General features: G+C 49.1%; 23 protein-coding genes. 15 read left to right on the top strand and 8 right to left on the bottom strand.

Features of this window, described 5'->3' with window-relative positions:
- The first annotated feature begins 205 nt into the window (after positions 1-205).
- Positions 206-1,216, top strand: coding sequence for a type I glyceraldehyde-3-phosphate dehydrogenase (gene gap / locus EOE67_RS09880; protein WP_127698931.1), 1,011 nt, complete (start codon positions 206-208; stop codon positions 1,214-1,216).
- A gap of 127 nt (positions 1,217-1,343) precedes the next feature.
- Positions 1,344-2,210, top strand: a complete 867-nt coding sequence (locus EOE67_RS09875; RefSeq protein WP_127698930.1) for an aldose epimerase family protein — start codon at positions 1,344-1,346, stop codon at positions 2,208-2,210.
- Between the two features lie 18 nt (positions 2,211-2,228).
- On the opposite strand, the gene EOE67_RS09870 is transcribed toward EOE67_RS09875, so the two are convergent.
- Positions 2,229-2,657 (bottom strand): hypothetical protein, encoded by a 429-nt coding sequence (locus EOE67_RS09870; RefSeq protein WP_127698929.1) that lies wholly within the window; start codon positions 2,655-2,657, stop codon positions 2,229-2,231.
- 260 nt (positions 2,658-2,917) lie between these two features.
- Here EOE67_RS09870 and ccoN point away from each other — a divergent pair, with 260 nt between their 5' ends.
- The 11 genes from ccoN (at position 2,918) to ttcA (ending at position 12,938) form a co-directional block, all read left to right on the top strand.
- The gene (gene ccoN, locus EOE67_RS09865) at positions 2,918-4,345 is read left to right on the top strand and encodes a cytochrome-c oxidase, cbb3-type subunit I (protein ID WP_127698928.1); all 1,428 of its coding nucleotides are present in this window, start codon (positions 2,918-2,920) and stop codon (positions 4,343-4,345) included.
- A 10-nt stretch (positions 4,346-4,355) separates the two neighbouring features.
- Complete coding sequence (ccoO, locus tag EOE67_RS09860) at positions 4,356-4,964, top strand: cytochrome-c oxidase, cbb3-type subunit II (RefSeq protein WP_127698927.1); 609 nt, start codon at positions 4,356-4,358, stop codon at positions 4,962-4,964.
- Positions 4,965-4,969: 5 nt separating this feature from the next.
- Positions 4,970-5,149: a cbb3-type cytochrome oxidase subunit 3 gene (locus EOE67_RS09855; RefSeq protein ID WP_127698926.1), complete on the top strand. Its 180-nt coding sequence runs from the start codon at positions 4,970-4,972 to the stop codon at positions 5,147-5,149.
- Positions 5,142-6,116, top strand: a complete 975-nt coding sequence (ccoP, locus tag EOE67_RS09850; protein WP_127698925.1) for a cytochrome-c oxidase, cbb3-type subunit III — start codon at positions 5,142-5,144, stop codon at positions 6,114-6,116. The genes EOE67_RS09855 and ccoP overlap by 8 nt, the downstream gene beginning before the upstream one ends.
- Positions 6,117-6,228: 112 nt before the next feature.
- A complete protein-coding gene (locus EOE67_RS09845) occupies positions 6,229-6,708 on the top strand; it encodes a FixH family protein (protein ID WP_127698924.1) in 480 nt (159 codons plus the stop codon).
- A gap of 9 nt (positions 6,709-6,717) precedes the next feature.
- Positions 6,718-9,120, top strand: a complete 2,403-nt coding sequence (locus EOE67_RS09840) for a heavy metal translocating P-type ATPase (RefSeq protein ID WP_127698923.1) — start codon at positions 6,718-6,720, stop codon at positions 9,118-9,120.
- Complete coding sequence (gene ccoS / locus EOE67_RS09835; RefSeq protein ID WP_127698922.1) at positions 9,117-9,404, top strand: cbb3-type cytochrome oxidase assembly protein CcoS; 288 nt, start codon at positions 9,117-9,119, stop codon at positions 9,402-9,404. The genes EOE67_RS09840 and ccoS overlap by 4 nt, the downstream gene beginning before the upstream one ends.
- Before the next feature lie 12 nt (positions 9,405-9,416).
- Complete coding sequence (locus tag EOE67_RS09830; protein ID WP_127698921.1) at positions 9,417-10,085, top strand: sulfite exporter TauE/SafE family protein; 669 nt, start codon at positions 9,417-9,419, stop codon at positions 10,083-10,085.
- 44 nt (positions 10,086-10,129) lie between these two features.
- Entirely contained in the window at positions 10,130-10,858 is a 729-nt protein-coding gene (gene fnr / locus EOE67_RS09825; protein ID WP_127698920.1) for a fumarate/nitrate reduction transcriptional regulator Fnr, read from the top strand.
- A 104-nt stretch (positions 10,859-10,962) separates the two neighbouring features.
- On the top strand, positions 10,963-11,886 hold the full coding sequence (uspE, locus tag EOE67_RS09820) for a universal stress protein UspE (RefSeq protein WP_127698919.1): 924 nt from the start codon (positions 10,963-10,965) through the stop codon (positions 11,884-11,886).
- 107 nt (positions 11,887-11,993) lie between these two features.
- Positions 11,994-12,938, top strand: coding sequence for a tRNA 2-thiocytidine(32) synthetase TtcA (gene ttcA, locus EOE67_RS09815; RefSeq protein ID WP_127698918.1), 945 nt, complete (start codon positions 11,994-11,996; stop codon positions 12,936-12,938).
- A 131-nt stretch (positions 12,939-13,069) separates the two neighbouring features.
- Here ttcA and EOE67_RS09810 read toward each other — a convergent pair whose 3' ends face one another.
- From EOE67_RS09810 to EOE67_RS09780, 7 genes are read right to left on the bottom strand one after another with little or no spacing between them, the layout of a single operon-like run.
- Positions 13,070-13,519: a 3-phosphoshikimate 1-carboxyvinyltransferase gene (locus tag EOE67_RS09810; RefSeq protein ID WP_240652775.1), complete on the bottom strand. Its 450-nt coding sequence runs from the start codon at positions 13,517-13,519 to the stop codon at positions 13,070-13,072.
- Complete coding sequence (locus tag EOE67_RS09805; protein ID WP_127698917.1) at positions 13,516-14,316, bottom strand: hypothetical protein; 801 nt, start codon at positions 14,314-14,316, stop codon at positions 13,516-13,518. Before EOE67_RS09805 ends, EOE67_RS09810 begins: the two co-directional genes overlap by 4 nt.
- The gene (locus EOE67_RS09800) at positions 14,313-15,068 is read right to left on the bottom strand and encodes a tyrosine-protein phosphatase (RefSeq protein WP_127698916.1); all 756 of its coding nucleotides are present in this window, start codon (positions 15,066-15,068) and stop codon (positions 14,313-14,315) included. The genes EOE67_RS09805 and EOE67_RS09800 overlap by 4 nt, the downstream gene beginning before the upstream one ends.
- A complete protein-coding gene (locus tag EOE67_RS09795; protein ID WP_127698915.1) occupies positions 15,065-17,260 on the bottom strand; it encodes a GumC family protein in 2,196 nt (731 codons plus the stop codon). The genes EOE67_RS09800 and EOE67_RS09795 overlap by 4 nt, the downstream gene beginning before the upstream one ends.
- Positions 17,260-17,781 (bottom strand): polysaccharide biosynthesis/export family protein, encoded by a 522-nt coding sequence (locus tag EOE67_RS09790; protein WP_068065103.1) that lies wholly within the window; start codon positions 17,779-17,781, stop codon positions 17,260-17,262. Before EOE67_RS09790 ends, EOE67_RS09795 begins: the two co-directional genes overlap by 1 nt.
- 9 nt (positions 17,782-17,790) lie before the next feature.
- Entirely contained in the window at positions 17,791-18,999 is a 1,209-nt protein-coding gene (locus tag EOE67_RS09785) for an outer membrane beta-barrel protein (protein ID WP_164852280.1), read from the bottom strand.
- Positions 19,000-19,015: 16 nt separating this feature from the next.
- Positions 19,016-20,416: an undecaprenyl-phosphate glucose phosphotransferase gene (locus EOE67_RS09780; RefSeq protein WP_127698913.1), complete on the bottom strand. Its 1,401-nt coding sequence runs from the start codon at positions 20,414-20,416 to the stop codon at positions 19,016-19,018.
- A gap of 229 nt (positions 20,417-20,645) precedes the next feature.
- Here EOE67_RS09780 and EOE67_RS09775 point away from each other — a divergent pair, with 229 nt between their 5' ends.
- Together EOE67_RS09775 and EOE67_RS09770 are read left to right on the top strand one after the other, a co-directional pair.
- Positions 20,646-21,614 carry a hypothetical protein gene (locus EOE67_RS09775; RefSeq protein WP_127698912.1) on the top strand — a complete coding sequence of 323 codons (969 nt, stop codon included), beginning with the start codon at positions 20,646-20,648 and terminating at the stop codon, positions 21,612-21,614.
- 208 nt (positions 21,615-21,822) lie between these two features.
- On the top strand, positions 21,823-22,614 hold the full coding sequence (locus EOE67_RS09770) for a PEP-CTERM sorting domain-containing protein (protein WP_164852279.1): 792 nt from the start codon (positions 21,823-21,825) through the stop codon (positions 22,612-22,614).
- Positions 22,615-22,663: the final 49 nt, after the last annotated feature.

Raw genomic sequence — 22,663 nt, 5'->3', positions numbered from 1 at the left:
TCGTTACCGGTTATTTTATGAGTGTGTAAATGGCACAGTCCGGCTCTGAAACAGCAGTATACGACTTAATAAATTAGTTACGATGGCTAAATGCGGCTTTATGTCATTAAATTACATAAATACGATTGCATAAGCTTTTTATGCTTGAAAAATGGCAAAAAACATGTAAGTTTACTACACAATTTGCAAACATCCGGGGTGAGTCATGACAATTCGTGTCGCAATCAATGGTTTTGGCCGCATTGGCCGCAATGTTTTACGCGCTTTATATGAAAGCAAGAAGTCATACGACATTAAAATTGTCGCGATTAATGATTTAGGCGATGCCGCCATCAATGCTCACTTACTGAAGTACGATACCGCCCACGGTATTTTTGCGGCTGAAGTCGAACATTCTGACAAAGCAATTTTCGTCAACGGCGACGAAATCCGCACTTTAAGCGAACGTAGCCCGGCCAATTTGCCATGGGCTGAGTTGCAGGTTGATGTGGTGCTGGAATGTACCGGCCTGTTCACCGACCGTCCAAGTGCTGGCGCGCATTTAACCGCCGGTGCGAAAAAAGTCATTATTTCTGCCCCAGCCAGCGGCGTTGACGCGACTGTGGTGTACGGTGTGAACCACGATGTGATCACCCCGGAAATGACCATCATTTCTAATGCTTCTTGTACCACCAACTGTTTATCACCGATTGCCAAGCCACTGAATGACGTGCTGGGCATTGAGTCAGGTCTGATGACCACTATTCATGCGTACACCAACGATCAACGCTTAAGTGACGTGTATCATACCGATGTGCGTCGTGCCCGTGCGGCGGCGATGTCGATGATCCCAACCAAAACCGGCGCAGCAGCAGCTGTTGGTTTGGTGGTTCCTGAGCTCAAAGGTAAATTTGACGGTTTAGCGGTGCGGGTTCCGGTACTGAACGTGTCATTGGTCGATTTAACCTTTATCGCTGGTCGTAACACTACTGTTGAAGAAGTAAATAGTATCATTCGTAAAGCGGCTGCCGAATTCCCGATGAATCAGGTCCTTGCTGTCAACGATTTACCGCTGGTCTCTGTTGATTTTAATCACAATCCAATGTCATCGATTTTTGACGCCACCGAAACCCGCGTCAACGGTCGGTTAGTCAAAGTACTGGCTTGGTACGACAATGAATGGGGTTTCAGTAACCGGATGCTGGATAACACAGTGCAAATGATGAAAAACAGCTGATTGCTACTTTTCACTATTGAACACTATGCAACAAAGGCGACTTCTGTCGCCTTTGTTGATCTTAAAATCCATAGCTAATGATAAGCTTGGGCTATCGCATATTTTTGACTTTCGCTGAGCAAAACCTATGACTTCCTCGATCACCGAAATAACCGGCTTTGGCCATTTGACTGATTTACCTTGCTGGCAGCTTCGCCATGCCGGCGCCACTGTGGTGGTGAGCAGTTATGGCGCGCATGTGTTGCATTACGCAGCTGCTGAGCAACAACCTGCGGTGTTGTGGCTATCGCCCAAAGCGGTCTGGCAGAATCAACAACCCATTCGTGGTGGCGTACCGATTTGCTGGCCCTGGTTTGGTAAAGTGGATGCGCGGCTGATTGCCGATATCCCCCCTGCCACTTTAGCCACGCTAAAATTGCCGAATCACGGTTTAGTCCGCACCCGATTCTGGCAAATAACTGAGCAGCAAATCACCGCCGATGCAGTGATGCTTGAATTGAGTATCAGTGTGAATGATCTGCCCTGGACCAGCGAAACCGTAACGCTGCGTTATCAAATCCGGCTTGATCATCAATTAACTTTGACCTTAAGTTGCGACACCGCAATTGCCCAGCAAGCCGCGCTGCATAGTTATTTTACCGTTGCCGATAGCAGGCAGACGCAAGTGCAACCGCTGCCATTGGAGTTTTACGACAAAGTCAGCGACAGCCAGCAGCATAGCAGCAGCGATGTGTTGCACTTCGTTGGTGAAATCGACCGGGTCTATCCGTCAACAGCCGATTCGTTGATGCTTGTTGATAGCACGACAAGGGTACAAATTTCCCAACAAGGCCATGATGCCTCAGTATTGTGGAACCCGGCCGCTGCGAAAGCCGCGACTTCTGCCGATATTCCAGCAGATCAATGGTCAGATTTTGTTTGTGTCGAATCGGCAAAGTTGTCTGTTACGGCGGCGCCGTTAGCTTTAGTGCAAATCATTCAGCCGCAAATTTAAGCGTCGGTGTTTACGTGCTCAGCGCCAGCTCGACTGCAATTGCGTCGACAGCTGGCGGACAGTGCCACTGCTATCAGTTAATTGCAGTTGTAATTGCCAGATCATCTTTGGATCTGAACAAGCACCTAACATAAAGTCGCTGCTCCAGAGTCCGGTCGCGGCATCGAATGTAAAACGCAGCGGAATTTTTCCCATATACATACTCACACCGGTCATTTCTGCCGATACCAGTTGCAAAGGTTGTTCACTGCGTAATTGCAATCTTAATAATGTCTCAACCGGTATTTGACCAGGGCTAATCGTGAGCTGAATATCACCAAGCGCAATCTGCCAATCAGCAATCGCTGCAGCAGGTTCTTTTTTGCCTTCACAGCCGCCGATCCCAACAACGAATAGCAGCATAGCGACAATCGAAAAACATCTTTTTAACAAACCACTTTCCTTCATGTTGTACACCCTGCGGTACCTTTCTGCGCAAAACAGCCCAGACCGGTTAAAAACTGCGCAGCAACCTTGTTCTACATCATAAAACCGGTGAGTCCGCCTATCTTTTCAGGGGCAAAACTCGTATTATCGCGCCCAAAGATTGATAGCTAAGACAAGGTCATATCAGAAAAACCTTGCTAAACTTTCGGTCTATTATAAGAAGGGTCACCCCCAAGGGTGTAATTTTTACTAACTTGCAAAAAACTGCAGCGGAACTCAACATGAGCCAGACCAAATCGTTAAATGTTGACTACAACTACACGGTTGTCCGCCTCTTTGCTCTCACAACGGTGTTGTGGGGTATAGTTGGCATGAGCGTGGGTGTTTTACTAGCGGCACAATTATATTGGCCCGCTCTGAACTTTGATACTGCCTGGCTGACTTATAGCCGTCTTCGTCCTCTTCACACCAATGCGGTTATTTTCGCCTTTGGTACCAGTGCGTTATTCGCGACTTCTTATTACGTCGTTCAGCGTACCTGTCAGGTCCGGCTCTACGCTGAAAAACTGGCGATGTTTACCTTTATCGGCTGGCAAGTAGTGATTATCGCTGCTGCAATTACGCTGCCGCAGGGCATCAGTCAGAGTAAAGAATATGCTGAACTGGAATGGCCAATCGACGTGCTGATTGCCATCGTCTGGATCAGCTACGCTGTGGTGTTCTTCGGTACCATGATTAAGCGTACCACCAGCCATATTTATGTGGCGAACTGGTTCTACGGCGGTTTCATTATCACAGTTGCTGCACTGCATATCGTCAACAGCATGGTGATCCCAGTTTCCCTGACCAAATCTTATTCTATCTACGGCGGTGCTGTGGATGCGATGGTGCAGTGGTGGTATGGCCACAACGCCGTTGGTTTCCTGCTCACCGCGGGTTTCCTTGGGATGATGTACTACTTCGTACCAAAACAAGCCGGTCGTCCGGTGTATTCGTACCGTTTGTCAGTCGTGCACTTCTGGGCGCTGATTGCGCTGTATATCTGGGCTGGTTCACACCACTTACACTACACTGCCCTGCCAGATTGGACCCAGTCCGTTGGTATGGTGATGTCAGTGATTCTATTTGTGCCAAGCTGGGGCGGTATGATCAACGGTATCATGACGTTGTCCGGTGCCTGGCATAAGCTGAAAACTGACCCGATTTTACGCTTCCTGATCGTTTCTTTGTCTTTCTACGGCATGTCGACGTTCGAAGGCCCGATGATGGCGATCAAATCTGTAAATGCCCTGTCGCATTACACTGACTGGACCGTTGGTCACGTGCACTCTGGCGCTTTAGGCTGGGTCGCGATGGTTTCAATTGGTGCCTTGTATCATGTGATCCCGAACGTCTTCGGCCAAGGCCGGATGTACAGCATCAAGTTGATTAACACCCACTTCTGGTTACACACCACCGGCGTCGTGCTTTATATCGTAGCTATGTGGATCAGCGGTATTATGCAAGGCATGATGTGGCGTGCAGTGAACACTGACGGCACCCTGACTTACAGCTTTGTACAGTCGCTGGAAGCCTCTTATCCGTTTTACTTAATGCGCTTTATTGGTGGCTGTTTTGTGGTGACCGGTATGTTAGTGATGGCATACAACGTGATCAAAACTGTCCGGGCGAAAGAAGGCGTGTTAGAGCCGGTACCAGAAGCGGCATAAGGAGCTTATCGTGTCTAAGAATTACCATGAAAAAATTGAAAAAAGCGCTGGCTGGCTGGCAATCCTGACGGTTGTCGCCATCAGCTTCGGTACCCTGGTAGAAATCACGCCGCTGATGTTTATCAAAGACACCACCACACCGGTGGATGGTCTGAAGCCTTACACTGCACTGCAGATGGAAGGCCGTGATATTTTCATCCGCGAAGGTTGTACCAACTGCCACAGCCAGATGATCCGTCCATTCCGCCATGAAGTTGAGCGTTATGGTCACTATTCGGTTGCTGGCGAAAGTATCTGGGAACACCCATTTTTATGGGGTTCCAAGCGGACAGGTCCGGATTTAGCCCGGGTTGGCGGTCGTTACAGCGATGACTGGCACTACGCGCACTTAATGGATCCACGTTCTGTTGTACCGCAATCTAATATGCCCGGTTATCCTTGGCTGGAAGAAAACGTATTAGATGGCAAGTTAACGGCGAAGAAGCTCGAAATATTCCGGTCTTTTGGCGTGCCTTACACTGACGAAGATATCGCCGGTGCTGAAGCTGCGGTCAAAGGGAAAAAAGAAATGGAAGCCCTGATTGCTTACCTGCAATCACTCGGCACAGCGTTGAAGTAAGCCTTATGGACTTTGCAACCATTCATAGCTTTTACACCGTGATTATTTTTGCGGCTTTTATCGGCCTGGTGATCTGGCTGTTTGTGATTAAACGCAAACCAGATTTTGATCAGGCCGCCAACGCGATTTTCGCGGATGAACAAAAGCCCAAACAAAAACAACAACAGGAGTCGGATCATGAGTAGCTTTTGGAGTGCTTGGATCATTATTTTAACCATCGCATGTATTGTACTGTGTACGGTGTTATTAACCTGGAACCTGACAAACCACGTTGGTGTACCGGAAGGGGAACCGACCGGTCATGAATTTGATGGCATCGAAGAAATCAATAACCCACTGCCGAAGTGGTGGACCATCATGTTCTACGCCACCATCGTCTGGTCGGTGTTTTACTTTGCCGCCTACCCTGGCCTTGGTAACTGGAAAGGCTTATTAGGCTGGACCAGCTCGAATCAGGGCATTACTTCGCTGGCGGAATCAAAAGCGGCGATTGAAGCGCAAAAAGCTGCCGGTACGCCGTCACAGCTGGACCGCGAATATATGCATGCTAATGAAACCTTTGGTAAAGAGTTCGCAAAATACACCAGCCGTCCGATTGAAGAGCTGGCGTATGACGTGGAAGCTTTAAAAGTTGGCCAACGGTTATTCCTGCAAAACTGTTCACAGTGCCATGGCTCAGATGCCCGTGGTCAACGTGGTTTCCCAAATCTGACTGACAATGACTGGCTGTATGGTGGTACTGTCGACAAGATTAAAGAAACGCTGCTGTATGGACGTAAAGCCGCGATGCCAGCCTGGGGCGAAGCTTTAGGCGAGCAAGGCGTCAAAGAAATGACCGCTTATGTGTTAAGTCTGTCTGGCCGTAAGGTCAACGACAACGACGCTGCAGCAGGTAAAGCCAAGTTTGGCATGTGTGCGGCCTGTCACGGCGCAGACGGTAAAGGCAGCCTTGCCCATAACCTGCCATTTGGCGCACCTAATCTGACCGACAACACCTGGTTATATGGCGGTTCTGCCGGCACTATCGAACAGTCTTTATTAAAAGGCCGTAACGGTCAGATGCCAGCGTTTAAAGATACCTTAGGTGAAGATAAAATCCACGTCATCGCCGCTTATGTCTATCGGTTGTCACGTCCGGACGATACCAAATAGTCATCGGATTAAACTGGTACAGTTCAGCTGAATTGTACCGGTGCAGTATGCTGTAATAAGCCCCGCCAGCGGGGCTTATTGTTATCAGAAACAGGGCAGAAAGAGGAACACCATGTTAGTTAAACCCTGGTATAAACAAGTCTGGCCCTGGATCCTGATCGCCATTCCAGTCGTCACCATGTTCAAAGCGGTGCACTCGATTTATCTGATGAACCAACAAAGCCCGGATCTGGTGGTTGACGACTATTATGCCGAAGGTAAAGCCATTAATATGAATCTGGCGAAATACCGCGAGGCCGCCAGCCGTAACCTACAAGCCAGCATTCTGATTGCCGCCAACAAAGCCATCGTCAAATTCGAATCTAATCCTATTCTCGACGCCAAGCTGAAACTACGTTTTGTGCATAACACGGTGGCCGCGCAGGATTTTGAGGTGATGGCAGAACGCAGCGGTGAAAATTTATATATTGCCGAACTGCCGTTAACACTGACCGGTAAATGGAATCTGCTGGTCGATGACCCGACCGAACAATGGAAATTACGCGCGACTTTTATTCTGCCTCAGGCAGAAGCCATCAAACTAACCTACTGACAGGTCTGCATGTTAAATCGTTGTTTTCATTGCGCTGAAGCGGTGCCGGAAGGCAGCAACTTTGTGTTGTCGTTTGAAGGCTCGGCGCGCAATTTTTGCTGCCCGGGCTGTGTGGCAGTTGCTGATACCATTATCAGCCAAGGCCTCGCCGATTATTACCGCTTTCGCACCGCCCCTGCCGCCAAAGCTTCGTTAGTACCGGAACAACTACAAAATCAAACCAGCTATGACAACGACGAAGTATTAAGCGACTTGTCGGCCAACATTGATGGCTTACAACAAATCGAATTATCCATTACCGGCATGAGCTGCGCCGCCTGCGCCTGGTTGATTGAAAAACAACTACGCCAGCACCCTGCCGTTGGCAGAGTGTCAGTAAATTCCGGCACTTCGCGCTGCGTGATCAGCTGGGATCCGGCGCAAGCCAAACTCAGTGACTTACTGCAAAAAATCAGCAAGTTGGGTTATCAGGCCAGTCCTTTTATTACCGACAGCGAAGAGCACAGTTATCAAAGCGAAATGCGTGCTTATCTAAGACGTCTCGCAGTGTCCGGCATTATGAGTATGCAGGTGATGATGCTGGCCTTTGGTCTGTATTTTGGTGACTACACCGGCATCGAACAACAGTATGAAGGTTATTTACGTTGGGTCAGCTTACTGCTCACCCTGCCGGTGATGATCTATGCCGCAGCACCATTTTCGAAAAGTGCCTGGCGTGCGCTGCAAAGTCGGCAATTGAATATGGATGTGCCGATTGTACTGGCACTGTATTACACCTTTTTTGCATCCTTGTACGCGACCATCAGCCACAGCGGCGAAGTGTATTTTGAATCGGTCTGTATGTTTGTGTTTTTGCTGCAACTGGGCAAATTCTTTGAATTTCGCGCCCGCAAACAAGCGCGTGACGCCACCAGTAACTTATTAAAAATTATGCCGGTCACCGCCTGGTTATGGGATGGCGAACAAGCAACCGCCACTTCTGCACGCCGACTACAACCCGGTGATTTGATCCTGGTCAAAGCCGGTGAAACCATGCCCGCCGATGGCGTGGTGCAAAGTGGCAGCAGCAGTGTCGATGAGTCGATGCTGACCGGTGAATATCGCGCGGTTGCCAGACAAACCGGCGATCCGGTACTGGCCGGTTCCGTCAATCATGACGGTGTGCTGATTGTTGCGGTACACAAAGGGCTTACCCAATCCAGACTTGGCCAAATCATTAGCCTGCAGCAACAAACCCTGCATCAAAAACCGCAGCTGCTGGAAAAAACCGACAAAATCGCCCGTTTTTTTGTGCAGCGCTTACTGGTGGTGGCAACAGGGACATTCGCTGTCTGGTATTTTTATATTGATGCCGATCGCGCTTTTTGGGTGACGTTATCGGTGCTGGTCGCCACCTGCCCTTGCGCGCTCAGCCTGGCAACACCCACAGCCATCACCTGTGCGCTGGCGCGGCTCAATCGCAAAGGCATTCTGATTAAAAATCAGCAGGTCCTGGAATTTTTACCGAATTTAACCAAAGTATTTTTTGATAAAACCGGCACCCTGACCCATGGCAAATTTAGTGTTCGCCAGCTTGATTTACCAACCTCGCTCCTTAGCAAAAATCACTTTAGCCAAAGCCAGTTGCTGGATCTAATCGCCAATATCGAAGCCTATTCCGAACACCCAATCGCCAAGGCCTTTACACCCTATCGCCAAAGTCAGCTGTCGTTGTCAGCAGTAACCTTGCAAGTTGGCGCAGGCATTAGTGCCATCTGGCACTATCAACAACAGGCACTGCAAGTGCGGATTGGCAACGCCGCTTTTTGCGAAGTAACTGCCGACGCCAACTGGCAAGTATTTTGTACCATCGACGGCCAGCATATGGCGAGCATTGCGCTGGCTGACGAAGTGCGCCCGGAAATAGCGCAAGTGCTGCCGCAACTGCAAACACTCGGTATAAGCTTTGGTATTCTGACCGGCGACAGTTCTAAGCAAGCTGATGACATTGCCAGCCAGTTTGGCATCGAAACCTTACATAAATCCTGTACCCCGGAAGATAAAGTGCAGTTTATCCAACAGGCAGTTAGCGCCGGTGATATTGTACTGATGGTTGGTGATGGCATTAACGACAGCCCCAGCTTTCATGCCGCGCATGTGTCGGTGGCGCTGGATAGCGGCACGGATTTATCAAAAAACCAGGCCGATGTGGTATTGCTGCACAACGATTTATCGATGTTGGCAGAGCTTATCGCCGGCGCGCAATTAGCAAAAAAAGTGGTACGGCAGAATTTACTGTGGGCCGTTGGGTATAATCTGGTGATTATTCCATTGGCGGTTTGCGGCTTTGTGTCGCCTTATGTGGCGGTGATTGGCATGTCGTTTAGCTCATTATTGGTGGTTTCCAACTCTCTTAGGTTATTAAAAGCATGAGCATCATTTTTGTATTAATTCCGATCGCAGTGTTGTTTGTGCTGATTGGCCTGGGGGTGTTTTTCTGGGCGGTACGTTCGCGCCAATTTGATGATCTGGACAAAGAAGCTTATAGCATTTTATTTGATAACCAGACCAAGCCAGCTCCGGCTGCTGCTGAACCTTCACTGCCCGTCGATGCTCATACCCATACCAATCCCATTACCGATCCTATTGCCGCTAGCGCTAGCGATGCCGAGGTCGACGTCGACACCAGCAACAACACTTCTTCGAAAAATCACTAACGGTCGTCGCTGATGGAAATACTGGCAGCAGTACTTATCGGATTATCAGGCAGCGGTCATTGCCTGGTAATGTGCGGTGGGATCGCCAGCGCCTTGCAGATGATGCTGCCCGAGCAAAGTCGCTGGCAACGCTTGCAGTTCCAGCTAGCGTTAAGTGCCGGTCGGATCTGCAGTTATGCCTTGCTTGGCGGCCTGGTCGGCTGGCTCGGTTATCAGGCGATGGGCGCTGGTGGCATTGCCCGGCAGTTATTGCAATTGCTGGCCGGTGTGATGCTGGTACTGATGGCACTGTATATCGCAAAAATTTCCAGTGTATTAACCGGTCTCGAGCAGCTGGGATCCCGGTTATGGCGGCATATTCAGCCATTCACCAAGCGGCTGTTACCACTCGATACCCTGCCTAAAGCCTTTGCCTACGGTTGGGGCTGGGGTTATTTGCCCTGTGGTCTGGTCTATTCCAGTCTAAGCTGGAGTTTGGCCAGCGGTTCCGCGTTGGACGGTGCGCTATGGATGCTGGCTTTTGGCGTCGGAACTTTACCGGCATTGCTGGTTGCTGGTCAGGCCGCTTCAACATTAACGCGCTGGAAAAACCTGCCTTGGGTGCGTTATAGCGCCGCCTTGTTGTTGCTCGCTTATGGTTGCCACACAATATCCCTTGCACTATTAAGGTTATTTTTTTAAGCTGACAGCCTGCCATTTTGGCAACAAATTGGAAACTTCCCGCTATGAGTGCTTCTGCAATTAATTGTCAGGACTGTGGTTTCAGCCAACTGTGCCTGCCGTTTTCTCTCAATACGGCCGAACTGGATCAACTGGACGACATTATTCAGCGTAAACGGCCGTCGCATAAAGGCGATCATCTGTTTGAAGCCGGTAAACCATTGCAAGCCTTGTACGCGGTGCGGACCGGTTCTTTTAAAACCTATACCCTGACCGAACAAGGCGAAGAGCAAATTACCGGTTTTCATCTGCCGGGTGATGTCATCGGGTTTGACGCTATCGGTAATCAGCAGCATCCAAGCTATGCTCAGGCGCTGGAAACAGCGATGGTCTGCGAAATTCCATATCACACGCTGGAACCATTGCTGGATCAGTTACCGAAGTTGCGGCAACAACTGATGCGGCTGATGAGTCAGGATATTTCGGGCGATCAACAAATGATGTTGTGGCTCAATCGCAAAACCGCCGAACAAAAACTGGCGGCGTTTTTAACCAATCTGGCGCAACGCTTTGGCCATCGGGGTTTTTCGAAAAAGGAATTCCGGTTGACGATGACCCGCGGTGAAATTGGTAACTATCTTGGTCTCACCGTCGAAACCATCAGTCGTTTGCTTGGCCGTTTTCACAAAGATGAGCTGATCCATGTCGATGGCAAATTGATTGTGATCAATGACTTTGCTGAACTGAGCCGGGTTGCCGGTATGGGCAATGTGGCGGCTGTTAGCATACCCTGAGTTCAGACTGCCGTTGATTTGCGCTAGATTAAGTTTTGCAAAAGCAGATCATGGTAAGTTGTCTACACTTAAGGCACACAACTGCCTTTCGCAAGGAGACAACGATGGCAACTTATCAGGACGTGCTGGTGGTGCTCGACCCCAGTCAACCCACACAAAAGGCGTTAGATCGAGCCTTTGAACTGGCGGAACACACCGCTTGCCGACTCACGGCCTTTTTATCCATCTACGATTTTTCCTACGAAATGACCACGATGTTATCCGGCGAAGAGCGCGAATCGATGCGCCAGGCCGTGCTCACCGATCGCGAAATCTGGATCAACGAACTTGTCGAACCGGCGCGCGCCAAAGGCATCAATGTGCATGTCAAAGTGGTCTGGCACAATCGGCCGTTTGAAGCAGTGGTCAAAGCCGTCACGGACGATGGTTATGATTTAGTGATTAAAGGCCCCCATAACCACGACGTGCTCAAATCAATGATTTTCACCCCCACCGACTGGCATATTCTGCGTAAATGCCCTTGTCAGGTACTGCTGGTCAAAGAACACGCCTGGCCGTCGAAAGGCAATATTCTGGCGGCGGTTAACGCCGGTAGCAGCCAACCGCACCACCTGGCGCTGAACAACCGGATTATTCGTCAGGCTAAAGCATTGGCGTTGATGCTACAAGCCGATGTGCATCTGGTGAATGCCTATCCCGGCACGCCTATTCATGTGGCAATTGAAATCCCGGAATTTAATCCGGCCGATTACAACGACAGCATGAAAAGCCATCACGAAGATGCGGCGATGGTGTTAGCCACCGAATTTGGCATTCCGGGTACCTGTGTGCATGTCATCGAAGGCATGCCCGAAGATGTGATCCCGCGCATTGCCGGGCAAATTGACGCCGAAATGGTGGTCATCGGTACTATTGGTCGCACCGGTTTGTCGGCGGCAATCATCGGCAACACCGCCGAGCACGTGATAGACCGGCTCGATTGTGATGTACTGGCGCTCAAGCCCGACAGCAGCATCGCTATCCCATAACTACGATTTAAATAGTGACCAGCTTAGCCGATTAGTGAAGCTGATTGGCAAAGCTGGTGGATCCGTTATAATGTGCGCCATTTTTTAGGTAATCTGGTGTTGTTGGTATGTCACACGCTCTGCAAGCAAAAGCTCAATATAATCTGAACAAACTGCACAAACGCTTACGGCGTGGCGTGGGACAGGCAATCGCTGACTTTTCGATGATCGAACAAGGCGATAAAATCATGGTCTGTTTGTCGGGTGGTAAAGACAGCTATACCATGCTCGACATCCTGCTGAACCTGCAACAATCTGCGCCAATTGATTTTTCGATCATCGCGGTGAACCTGGACCAAAAACAACCTGGTTTCCCGGCTGATGTGTTACCCCGTTATCTGACCGAGCTGGGCGTTGAGTTTCTGATTGTCACCGAAGACACCTACTCCATCGTTAAAGACAAAATCCCGGAAGGCAAAACCACCTGCTCGTTATGCTCGAGATTACGCCGTGGCATTTTATACCGCACCGCCAAAGAGCTGGGTGCGACTAAAATTGCACTTGGCCATCACCGCGATGACATGATTGAAACGATGTTTCTGAACATGTTTTATGGTGGCAAAATGAAATCGATGCCGCCAAAACTGCAAAGTGACAACGGCGAACACATCGTGATCCGGCCTTTGGCGTATTGCCGCGAAAAAGATATCGAAAAATACTCCACCGCCAAAGGGTTCCCAATCATCCCTTGTAACTTGTGTGGCTCGCAGGACGGCCTGCAACGTCAGGTGGTGAAAGAAATGCTGCAGGACTGGGATAAACGCTTCCCAGGCCGCATCGAAACCATGTTTCAGGCGATGCAGAATATTGTCCCTTCGCACATGATTGATAAAAACCTGTTTGATTTTGCTGCCGTTTCCCACCACACGCCGATTGCGGAAGGTGATACCGCCTTTGATAAAGTGGCAGTGCCGACAGTTCCGGTTGGTTATATTGCAGAAGATGATGACAATGCCGAGCTAATTACCACAACAACGCAGCAAGCACATATACAGACTTTAGAATTGGTTTGATTGATTGATTGATGGCGCACTACCGCTGCCGCGGTGAGTGTCGCCCTACAATTTATACATAAAATCAATTATTTGCGTAGGGCGTTACTCGCCGCGACAGCGGCAGTACGCCGAACTATCACCGGGTTCTATCAAGCAAACAACGCCTTAAACCAGCTCCAAATCCCCAGCGAAAAACCGTCGAATAAGTCGATGCCAAATGCCGATTTGACTAAATACAACAGCAACACCCCAAGACCCGCCGACACCACCAATAACATCGAAATAATCACCGCCAGCATCAACTTTGAAAACTGTTGCTGCGAACGGGCGCCATCCCGCAAGTTACGTCCGGCGACGACCACATAATAATAACGCCAGTGAAAAATCCGCAGTGTACCGCGTAAATCCAGCTGATGTTTGCCCCACTGCCGCGCGCCAAGTGCTACCCGCAAGTGCGACAACTGCTGTTCGGTAAAGCTTTCGCCAATATCAGCTGGCATCCGGCTCAGTAGTTTTTGTAAACCCGGATCCTGGCGAATATCAGCGTTGGTTGGTGTTGAGGCTTTTGTTATCAAGGCGTCGGTTTTAGGCTCGGTCATCGCAGTTGCCGGTTTTGACAAAAATCACGTTGCAGCCGCTGCTGCGCCAACGCAGAGTATGGTTTATCCGTCGTTTGGCGTGCCTGCAAATAGATACACCCAAGGCGCTGCATTTGATACTGTTTCACCAGTTGTAGCACCGGATTATACAAACGTGGGCTGGCATCAATACTGCGCGCCAGTACCTGATAAGCCAAAGCCTTTTGACTGGCGTTTAAATGTGGCCACTGTGAATACACCACCGCCAACGTCCGTTGTAGTACCTGCGGCATATAAGGGCCGTATCGCTGCGCCAATGCCAGCTGCTCAAACGCCTCAGTCACCCGGAACTGCACAATGCTCAGGTACCAGGCATAATCGGCGTAGGCGTTTGGCCACTGCGGTCTTAATTGAATAGCTTGCTGATAATAACGCTCCACCACCGCCATTTCTGAGGCTGGTCTTAAACCTTTATACCAGCCCCACTCCAGTACTTTGGCCATACTCAGCAAATAATGCGGATGATGTGGATCTTTGGACAGCGTGACTGCCATCAGGTGCTCCGCTTGCGCGTAACGCTCTGGTGTCAGATTGTCACTGTTTTTGTCCCACTCATTGAGCAGAAACTGCACCCGGAAAAAATTGGCGCTGGCCATGCCCGCTTGCCACACCGGCGTCAGCAGGAACAAGGTGCCAAGCGCTAACAGCAGCGCAATGATACGCCGATGGAGCAACGACCGTTTTTGAGTTTTTGCCAAAGTCGCGCCCGCTGCGGCAGATAAAGCGGCGTCGGCTGTGCCAGGTACGGTGTTGCTCATGAGGTCGGCTCCAGGCTCGGCATGCGGTTAAAATCCAGCGCGGCGGTAATTAACTGCGGATGCAGCTGCACCAAATCTTGTGCATATTGCTCGTCAGTCAGCCGACTGACTTCGGCTTTGGCAGCCGCTAATTTGGGTGGACGGCGCAGCAAATTGTGGCTATCGGTCGCCATCACCGTAAATAATTTTTGTTGCAGTAACAACCTGGCACATTCCTGATGGCGTTCACCCAAATCACCGAGCAATGAAGACGCGGTCAGTTGAAATAAACAACCAGCACGGATCAAAGGTGCCAGGATTTTCGGATCGTTTTGCACATCCCGATTGCGCTCAGGGTGCGCAATCATCGGCATCACGCCACGCTGCTGTAACCATTTCATCAATTTATCGCTACCAGCCGGGATATGGCTGTGTGGAAACTCCAGCAACAACACTTGTTGTCCTTGCCAGTGTCCCAAAATGGGCAATTGGCCTTGTTCAAAAGCCGGCATTAAATCGGCAGTGACCCGGATTTCGGCGGCAGCAGCAATTTCAATTGGGATGTTTTGTTGCACCAGCGCCTGGCGAAGCAGTATTAATGCCTGTTGGATGGTGGTTTTAGTGTTGTCAAAATAACCGGGATTAATATGCGGCGTCGCCACCATCTGCGTGATGCCATCAGCCACTGCAAGCTGCAACAACGCCAGTGATTCAGTTAAATCACTGGCGCCATCATCAATGCCAGGCAGAATATGGCAATGCAGGTCAATCATGATGATTCAGATTTCTCAGCGTAATATTGATAATAACCGTATGAACCGTAATATTTTTCTGCCTTTTTCAGGTCCAAATCGTTCAGCACCACCCCAAAGACTTTGGCATGGGCATGGACTAGTTTCGATAACGAATGCTGAATGAGGCCAGAGCGGGTTTGGTCGGCTTTGACCACCACCAATACCGCATCAGCAAAACGTGAAATCACCAAAGCGTCACTAACCGCATGCACCGGCGGCGTATCAATCACAATTTTTTGATAACGGCTTTTCAGCTCCACCAATAAGGCTTCAAACCTTGGATGAGATAGCAGCTCAAGCGGATTCAGCGGAATAGTGCCAGCGGTCAGAATATCAATACCGGTCGCTTCATCATGCACAATACATTCGTCCAGGCTTTCGGTTTCTGACAAATAATTGGCCAGACCCGGCTGGAAAGCCGGTAACGCAAATCGTTTGGCGATGGTTGGCTTGCGCATATCGGCATCAATCAGCAGAATTTTTTCCAGCTGACCAAAAGCAAACGCAATATTGCTGGAAACGGTCGACTTACCTTCTTCCGGAATAGAGGACGTCACTTCAATGATTTGCAACGGTTTATCCAGCGCCAGTAACGAAATACTGGTACGGATACTGCGGATAGACTCACTGAATTGTCGCTGCTCGGCATTAAAAAACATGGTGTTAATGTCTTTTAGCGCCATTTTTCCAGGCACTTTTGGCACCACACCCAAAGCGCGTTGTTGCAGCAGCTGCTCGACATCATTGGTGGTTTTGATGGTGTCATTTAACGACTCCATCACAAACGCCACGATCACGCCAAAACCAAGCGCAGCGATAAAAGCCAGGATCACAATCAATTTGCGTTTTGGCTTCAGCGGCTCGGTGGCTGGCATCGCACGGTCGGTAAAGCGGGCAATGGCGGAGTTAAAATCACCGGCCACTTCGGTTTCTTTTTGCCGCGCCATAAAGGTATCAAACAGCTGCCGATTGGTTTCTACTTCACGCTGCAGGCGCTGATATTCGGTCTCTTTGCCGCTTAAATCCTGATACTGCACCTTGGCGCGCGCCATTTCAGCTTCCAGTGATTGCAGATTTTGGGAAGCGGTTTGCGCTTCATTTTCGATACCGGAAATTAATTTACGAATTTGGTCGCGTAAATTGTCCTGCACTGTGGTGAGCTCAGATTTTGCTGCCAGCAGTTTTGGATGTTTAGGACCATAAATTTTGCTGAGCTCAGACACTTTACGCTCGGCTGAAATCACTTCTTTTTTGACGTTTTGCACGCCAGGGTGCGCGGTGATTTCCGGTAACGACTCCAACCGGTCAATTTTATCGGTGCCGTATTGCGAAATCACCCGGATAAAACCATCAACCTGGGCTTTTTTTGCCCTCGATTGGGTAATTTCAACCCCTAACCGCTCCAGTTCCTGACTACCTAAACTCCGCACGCCCGCCACATCAATCAGGCCTTCGCGCACCCGGAATTGTTGTAGTGCCAGCTCAGATTCATCTAAACGTAACCGCAATTCACCCAAACGCCCACCCAACCAGGCATTGGCTTTTTGAGTGATACCCATTTTGGCTTCCAGCTGACTTTCGATATACGCATCACCCACAGCATTTGCTACAGCTGCGGCCAGCTTGGCGTCATGCGATTCAAAAGTAATGTTCACCAACTGGGTTTTACGGACCGGATCAATACTTAACTTTTCGACAAACTTCTGCACCAGTTTTTCTTTAACGCGGGCAGCTTTGTCTTCTTCCGACAATAAATCAGCAGCGTCATCCGGTAAAAACGGCAGTTGTTTTTTCAACTCAGTCATCAGCGATGTTTCAGTAACAAAATCGCTGTGTTTGCCCAACTGCAGGCGTTCGATCACGGTTTCCGCGATACTGCGCGATTTCAAAATTTCAAACTGCGTCAGGTAATATTCCTGCTGCGCCGAATTCATGCCGTACACTTCTTCAATCTTTACCGCTTTGGCTTGCTGCGCTTCAATCAACAAGGTTGCGCGCGAGCTGAACACCGGCTTGAGGTTCAGCACAATAAACACCGTCAGCGCAGACACCAGCATCGCCAATAACAGAATGCGCCATTTAGCCCTATTGATGACTGAAAAATACTTTCTCAGATCAATGACTTCTTCATTCACCTGACCGACGCCTTGAGGTTCAACAGCTAAAGACATTAGAAAAATCTCTGTTCTATGGTAATGGTATCACCGGCACTGATCCGGCTCGCTAACGAACCGGTCTGAGTATTGCTTTTATCCCCTTCACGGGAAATAAAAATTTTATCGCGCGACGCCCGCTCGGTCATCCCGCCGGCTAATGCAATGGCCTGGTTGACGGTCATACCCGGCTGATACGGATAACCGCCGGGCTGCTTCACTTCACCGTGAATGTAGAATGGCCGGTATTGCACAATCCCGACAAACACATTCGGCTCGACAAAATAATCGCCTTTAAGTCCCTGATATACATGCTGTTCGACTTGCTTGATGGTCATGCCGGTGACTTTAATAGTCCCCAGAAATGGATAGTTCACCGTGCCACTATCAGTCAGTTGGGTTTCCAGTTTTAGCTCATCTTCGCCAAAGACCTGGATCACAATCACATCACCAGGCCCAAGCGTATAGTTGTCCGCTTCCTGCGCCTGGGCACAAGTTGCGGCAAACCAAAACAACAAAATCGTCAGCAGGTACTTCATGGCTTATCCTCAGAGCGTAAATTCAGCGTTTAAACCAATGACATTACGGTCAAACTCAATCACGCCCAAGGTTGAGGTGCGATCTTCAATATTGGCAAAAGCCTTAATTTTTACCCAGCGCAGCAATTGTTTATTCAGCTCCAATGTCAGTACTTTGCCGGTATCTTTGCGGCTCGACAAGTTGTACTCGTTGGTCTGGTATTCATAGGCAATTTTGCTGTCCCAGGTTTCACTCCACTGGTGATTCCAGCCCAGGCCATAGGTAGTTTCGATAATGTAATCGCCTAACACGTTGACGGCATCAACATCTTTGGCGCGACGTCCGGTGGCCACGTCAAAGCCCGAATAGGTCAGTGGTTGCCATACCAAAATTGCTTCCCAGGCAAAACCGCTGAAATCTTCCCGCTGCGAGCGGTCAAAGTTTTTGTCCTGGTAACCAAGTTTCAGTTCACCCGAGGTGATGCTGCTCATTTCCCACTCAACGCCAACCCGGTAGTTGTTGTCGGTGTTGTTACGATCGCCACTTAAGTCCAACACTTTAAAGTCAATTTCAGCGGTCGTTGCCGAAGCGACCAGCTTAATGGAGCCATTGGTCTGGTATAAAAACGCACCACCGAATAAGGTTGAATCGTAATCACGATATTGGGTGACATCGCGGAAGTTATCGTAATCCTTATTGTAATATCTTGAATTTAGTCGAATTTTACCTGTTGAGCTTGGTGCTCCATACAAGTATTCAGCATCAAATAACTGACTGTTGTATTTGGTCACGTCATTCAGCAATAAACCACGGCCTTCGGATACACCGGTACCACGGTCTTCATGCAACCAGCTGCTGTTGGCTTTTAATTTGAAATTGTGGTGGCTGGCCGGAGAAATACGGGCCTCACCTTCCAGATAACCATCGGTAAAATCATCCAGATGGCTGCTGAAATAACGGGCATTATTTAATGCCGCTGTCAGGGTGTAACTATCGGCACCATCGACCAGCGTCGCTTTGAGCGCCGGCGCTATGGTGTTGACCCAACTGTTAATTTCATTCGTGCTTGACCGGACAACGTTGTCATCATGCTTCAGGCCAACCTGTAAACTTGGCACCAGATCAATGCCCGATGAAGTTTTAATAACACCAGAAGCCGGTGCTGTTGATTGTGCCGCAACCGGTGCTACCGAAGTGAGTAATGCTGTGCTGATGATAACGCCTTGCGCAAATTTCATAGAGATCCCTTTGTTTTCAGTACACATTTTTCCCACCAAAGCCTTTAAATAATGTTTTGATAATTATTTTCACATCCCACCACAACGACCAATTGCGGATGTAGTGCAAATCGAACTCGACCCGTTTTTCCATTTTATCGAGCGTATCGGTTTCACCGCGCCAGCCATTAATTTGCGCCCAACCGGTAATGCCTGGTTTGACTTTGTGGCGCAGCATATAAAACGCGACCCGATTCCGGTAATGTTCATTGTGAGCAACCGCATGTGGTCGTGGTCCGACGACCGACATTTCTCCGCGCAAAACATTAAAAAACTGCGGCAATTCATCCAACGATGTCCGGCGTAAGAAGGCCCCAAGAGCAGTAATTCGCTGATCACCTTTGGTTGCCTGTACTACGTTATCAGAATTTTCAAGCACTTTCATGCTTCGAAACTTGTAAACACCAATTTGTTTGCCATCTAATCCGTACCGATCTTGTTTAAAAATCGCCGGACCTTTTGAGGTCAGCCGCACGGCAAGGCCAATCAGCAGCAATAACGGCGACAATAGCAATAAAGCACAGGCACTAAACAGAATATCGAAGCTCCGCTTCAGGTACGTTTGTACACCATAATGCGGTGATTCAAACACGCTGATAGCGTCGATATCGCCGACATTACTCAGCCGACCGTGCATCATATTAATGATTAACAATTCCGGAACCAGATAGACATTGAGCGTGGTATCGCCAAGTTGTTGCACGATTTGCTGGATCCGCCGATCGGCGCTTAAGGGTAAACAGATATAAAGGCGGCTGATAATGCTCGATTGGGCGGTGATCACCGAATCGTTGACGGTGCCCAGCAACAAAGCCCGGAACTCTTGCGGAAACCGATCCGGTTCCCGGTCATCAAAAAATCCGATACATTCAAAGCCGAGTTCCGGATGGGTTTTGATTTCCTGATAAAGCTCGATGCCCCGTGGCGTCAGGCCGACAATCGCCACCCGTTGCAGGTTAATCCCGTTTTCTAATTGAATTTTCCTGACAGCCCGGTAGACCAAGCGCCAGCCCAGCATCAGGGTTGCTGAACCGACAAACCACAGGCCAATCACTACACGGGAATAATCGGCACCTGATTTAAATAAGAACAACACGCTGAGCATCAATGCAAAAGAAATACTGAGGATAATCAATACCAGCCATAACATTTTACCAAATCTGCCAACCCGCCAGAATCGATACAAGTCTAATGCTTCGGCGATGTAAGAAAACACCACAATTTGCGACAGGAGTAACAACAAGTCATTTTTATCAAAACCACGACGATAAAATTCACTGCTGATCACCAGCACTAAAATCAGAATACAGAGGTCGAGCAGACGATGCAAAAAAGCAAAACCGTTGCCGGTCACTTCGAGGGTGCTGGATTTATTCAAACGTTATCTCTTCCATGAATAACAATTACATACACAGGACTTTGAGTCACGGCGCGATAATACCTGCAGTTGTTCGATGATTCCAGCGCTTATCTCACCATAATTCAACGACAATGGCGAGCTTCATTGGCATTGTTGTAATATAACACCAATAATTTGTTGCTGTTTACCGCCATTTTTGTGGCTGTGGCGGTAGCCGCATTTCATCTGCCAGGGAGTTCCAAGACTCGTGATTGACCAAAGTCCTCGTTTTTGCCGGCGGTTATCGCTGATCGTGTTGTTTCACGTTGTTGGCTTGAGCTTAGCGGCTTGCAGCTCGCCGCCAACATTGGCTCCGGCCGATGCTGCGACGGCAGCAGGGTCAGAAGCCACGCTCCCAACCATAGTTGTCGAAAGCTCAGGATTAGTCTGTCAGGCGGATGGGACTTTTTTAACCATCAATGATTCTGGTAACAACGCCACGGTTTATCAGTTGAACGCCAGTGGCGAGGTACTGGCTCATTACGCGATGGACGCTGCCAACAAGGACTGGGAAGCGTTGACAGTACATCAGGGTGAATTGTGGATTGGCGATATCGGCAATAACAGTGGCGTTCGTAACGGTGGTGACTTATACCGGGCAGCGCTGAACTTAAGCTCCGATCGACTGAATCCAACCGGTAAAACCAGTTTTGTCTATCCGGATCTGCCGCTGCCCCCGTTGCAGGTATATCAACATGATTTTGATGCGGAAGCATTGGTCAGCACTTCGGAGCAACTACTGCTTTTTAACAAAGCCTGGCAAAGTGCCCATAGCACCGTTTATCAATTAACACCTTATACCAGCACTGGCAGTACTAAAGCGGTGAAAATCGCCACAGTCGCTGGCCTGCCGGGTGTGATCACCGGCGGCGCATTTAATTCGGAGCATCAATTATTTGTGTTGACAGGTTACGCCAGATTTCGCGACAACGTGCTGAATATGGCGTTATACAATGATTACCGGCCGTTCCTAGCCGTATTGGATCGGCAGTTTAAACTGCAAAAAGTGATACCGGTGCCACAAGGCGGTCAGTTGGAAGCAATTTGCATTGATAGGCAGCAACAAATTTGGTTAACCCAGGAAAAATCCAAACATCGCCCGGCTCTACTATGGCGCTGGGGCAACATTCAACAGTTGAAACAGCAGATTACCGGCAAATCTTCACAATTTAAATGATGCTTTTATGCAATTCAGTGGTTAATATAAATGTGCAGTACGGGGAGAAGTAATGTAGTCAGGTGACAGGAAGTCATATTCGTCAGTTTTGTTTACATCCCGAAAAGTGGCACAAAGCATCGCCATATATAAATCAATAAGTTACATGCACTGGCATAATTATTGCCAGTAAACCATTAGTGAAGTTTCAGATGCCATGGGAGTGTCGATGTTGAATAAAAGTTTGTTAAAATCAGTAGTATTGCTGGCTGGTTTAATGTCAGTTCAGGCAAATGCTTCTTTGATTACCAACGGTAGCTTCGAGCAAGCACCAGCAGGCACTTCAATCACCTTCGGTGGTGAACAACCTGCTCTCTCTTTTGGCGATTTAGCCGGAAAACCACAAGGTTTTAGTTGGGCTGTGTACTCAGGCTTACCAGGCTGGTCACACATTGCAGGTTACGGTCCAGGTGTTGAAGTTCATCACAATGGCACCCTGTCTTCAGCTAACGGCACTATCAACAACAACGCAGCTGACGGTGAACACTACCTGGAGATGGACACCCACTTCAGTTACAAAACACCAGGCAACAGCAACACCGGTATTTTCCAGTTACTGACTGGTTTAAAAGCTGGCCAAACTTACGAATTATCTTTTTGGTATCGCGCTCGTGATACCGCTACAGACAACAATGGTCTGAACGTGTATTGGAAAGCCAATGGTTCGGTTATTGACAAAACTAACGCTGACTACACCTACGATTACAGCGCTGGTGCCAATAACAACGCTAACTGGGTGCAATACAAACAAAAAGTAGTCGCTACTTCAACAGAAATGCTGATTGGTTTTGGCGGTGCTGGCGAGCAAGTTTACAACCCATCAAAAAACACCACTGCTGGTGGGAATGGCAAAGGCGCTTTACTGGACATGGTTGAACTGGTTGAAGTTCCAGCTCCAGCTACGATCGCCTTGTTTGGGTTAGCGGGTCTGGCACTACTGTCACGTCGCCGTAAAGCTTAATAACCGACTAGCGCAAATTGAAAAAGCCGTCTGATGACGGCTTTTTTGT

Source organism: Rheinheimera riviphila (assembly GCF_004005945.1).
Lineage (GTDB): Bacteria > Pseudomonadota > Gammaproteobacteria > Enterobacterales > Alteromonadaceae > Pararheinheimera > Pararheinheimera riviphila.
The sequence above is the reverse complement of the archived record's forward strand: the minus strand, read 5'-3'. Positions and strand labels throughout refer to the sequence as shown.

Excerpts from the sequence above, each read along its gene's own strand:
- gap (WP_127698931.1), top strand. The coding sequence starts at position 206 with ATGACAATTCGTGTCGCAATCAATGGTTTTGGCCGCATTGGCCGCAAT.
- EOE67_RS09875 (WP_127698930.1), top strand. The coding sequence starts at position 1,344 with ATGACTTCCTCGATCACCGAAATAACCGGCTTTGGCCATTTGACTGAT.
- EOE67_RS09870 (WP_127698929.1), bottom strand. The coding sequence starts at position 2,657 with ATGAAGGAAAGTGGTTTGTTAAAAAGATGTTTTTCGATTGTCGCTATG.
- ccoN (WP_127698928.1), top strand. The coding sequence starts at position 2,918 with ATGAGCCAGACCAAATCGTTAAATGTTGACTACAACTACACGGTTGTC.
- EOE67_RS09855 (WP_127698926.1), top strand. The coding sequence starts at position 4,970 with ATGGACTTTGCAACCATTCATAGCTTTTACACCGTGATTATTTTTGCG.
- ccoP (WP_127698925.1), top strand. The coding sequence starts at position 5,142 with ATGAGTAGCTTTTGGAGTGCTTGGATCATTATTTTAACCATCGCATGT.
- EOE67_RS09845 (WP_127698924.1), top strand. The coding sequence starts at position 6,229 with ATGTTAGTTAAACCCTGGTATAAACAAGTCTGGCCCTGGATCCTGATC.
- EOE67_RS09840 (WP_127698923.1), top strand. The coding sequence starts at position 6,718 with ATGTTAAATCGTTGTTTTCATTGCGCTGAAGCGGTGCCGGAAGGCAGC.
- ccoS (WP_127698922.1), top strand. The coding sequence starts at position 9,117 with ATGAGCATCATTTTTGTATTAATTCCGATCGCAGTGTTGTTTGTGCTG.
- EOE67_RS09830 (WP_127698921.1), top strand. The coding sequence starts at position 9,417 with ATGGAAATACTGGCAGCAGTACTTATCGGATTATCAGGCAGCGGTCAT.
- fnr (WP_127698920.1), top strand. The coding sequence starts at position 10,130 with ATGAGTGCTTCTGCAATTAATTGTCAGGACTGTGGTTTCAGCCAACTG.
- uspE (WP_127698919.1), top strand. The coding sequence starts at position 10,963 with ATGGCAACTTATCAGGACGTGCTGGTGGTGCTCGACCCCAGTCAACCC.
- ttcA (WP_127698918.1), top strand. The coding sequence starts at position 11,994 with ATGTCACACGCTCTGCAAGCAAAAGCTCAATATAATCTGAACAAACTG.
- EOE67_RS09810 (WP_240652775.1), bottom strand. The coding sequence starts at position 13,519 with ATGACCGAGCCTAAAACCGACGCCTTGATAACAAAAGCCTCAACACCA.
- EOE67_RS09805 (WP_127698917.1), bottom strand. The coding sequence starts at position 14,316 with ATGAGCAACACCGTACCTGGCACAGCCGACGCCGCTTTATCTGCCGCA.
- EOE67_RS09800 (WP_127698916.1), bottom strand. The coding sequence starts at position 15,068 with ATGATTGACCTGCATTGCCATATTCTGCCTGGCATTGATGATGGCGCC.
- EOE67_RS09795 (WP_127698915.1), bottom strand. The coding sequence starts at position 17,260 with ATGTCTTTAGCTGTTGAACCTCAAGGCGTCGGTCAGGTGAATGAAGAA.
- EOE67_RS09790 (WP_068065103.1), bottom strand. The coding sequence starts at position 17,781 with ATGAAGTACCTGCTGACGATTTTGTTGTTTTGGTTTGCCGCAACTTGT.
- EOE67_RS09785 (WP_164852280.1), bottom strand. The coding sequence starts at position 18,999 with ATGAAATTTGCGCAAGGCGTTATCATCAGCACAGCATTACTCACTTCG.
- EOE67_RS09770 (WP_164852279.1), top strand. The coding sequence starts at position 21,823 with ATGTTGAATAAAAGTTTGTTAAAATCAGTAGTATTGCTGGCTGGTTTA.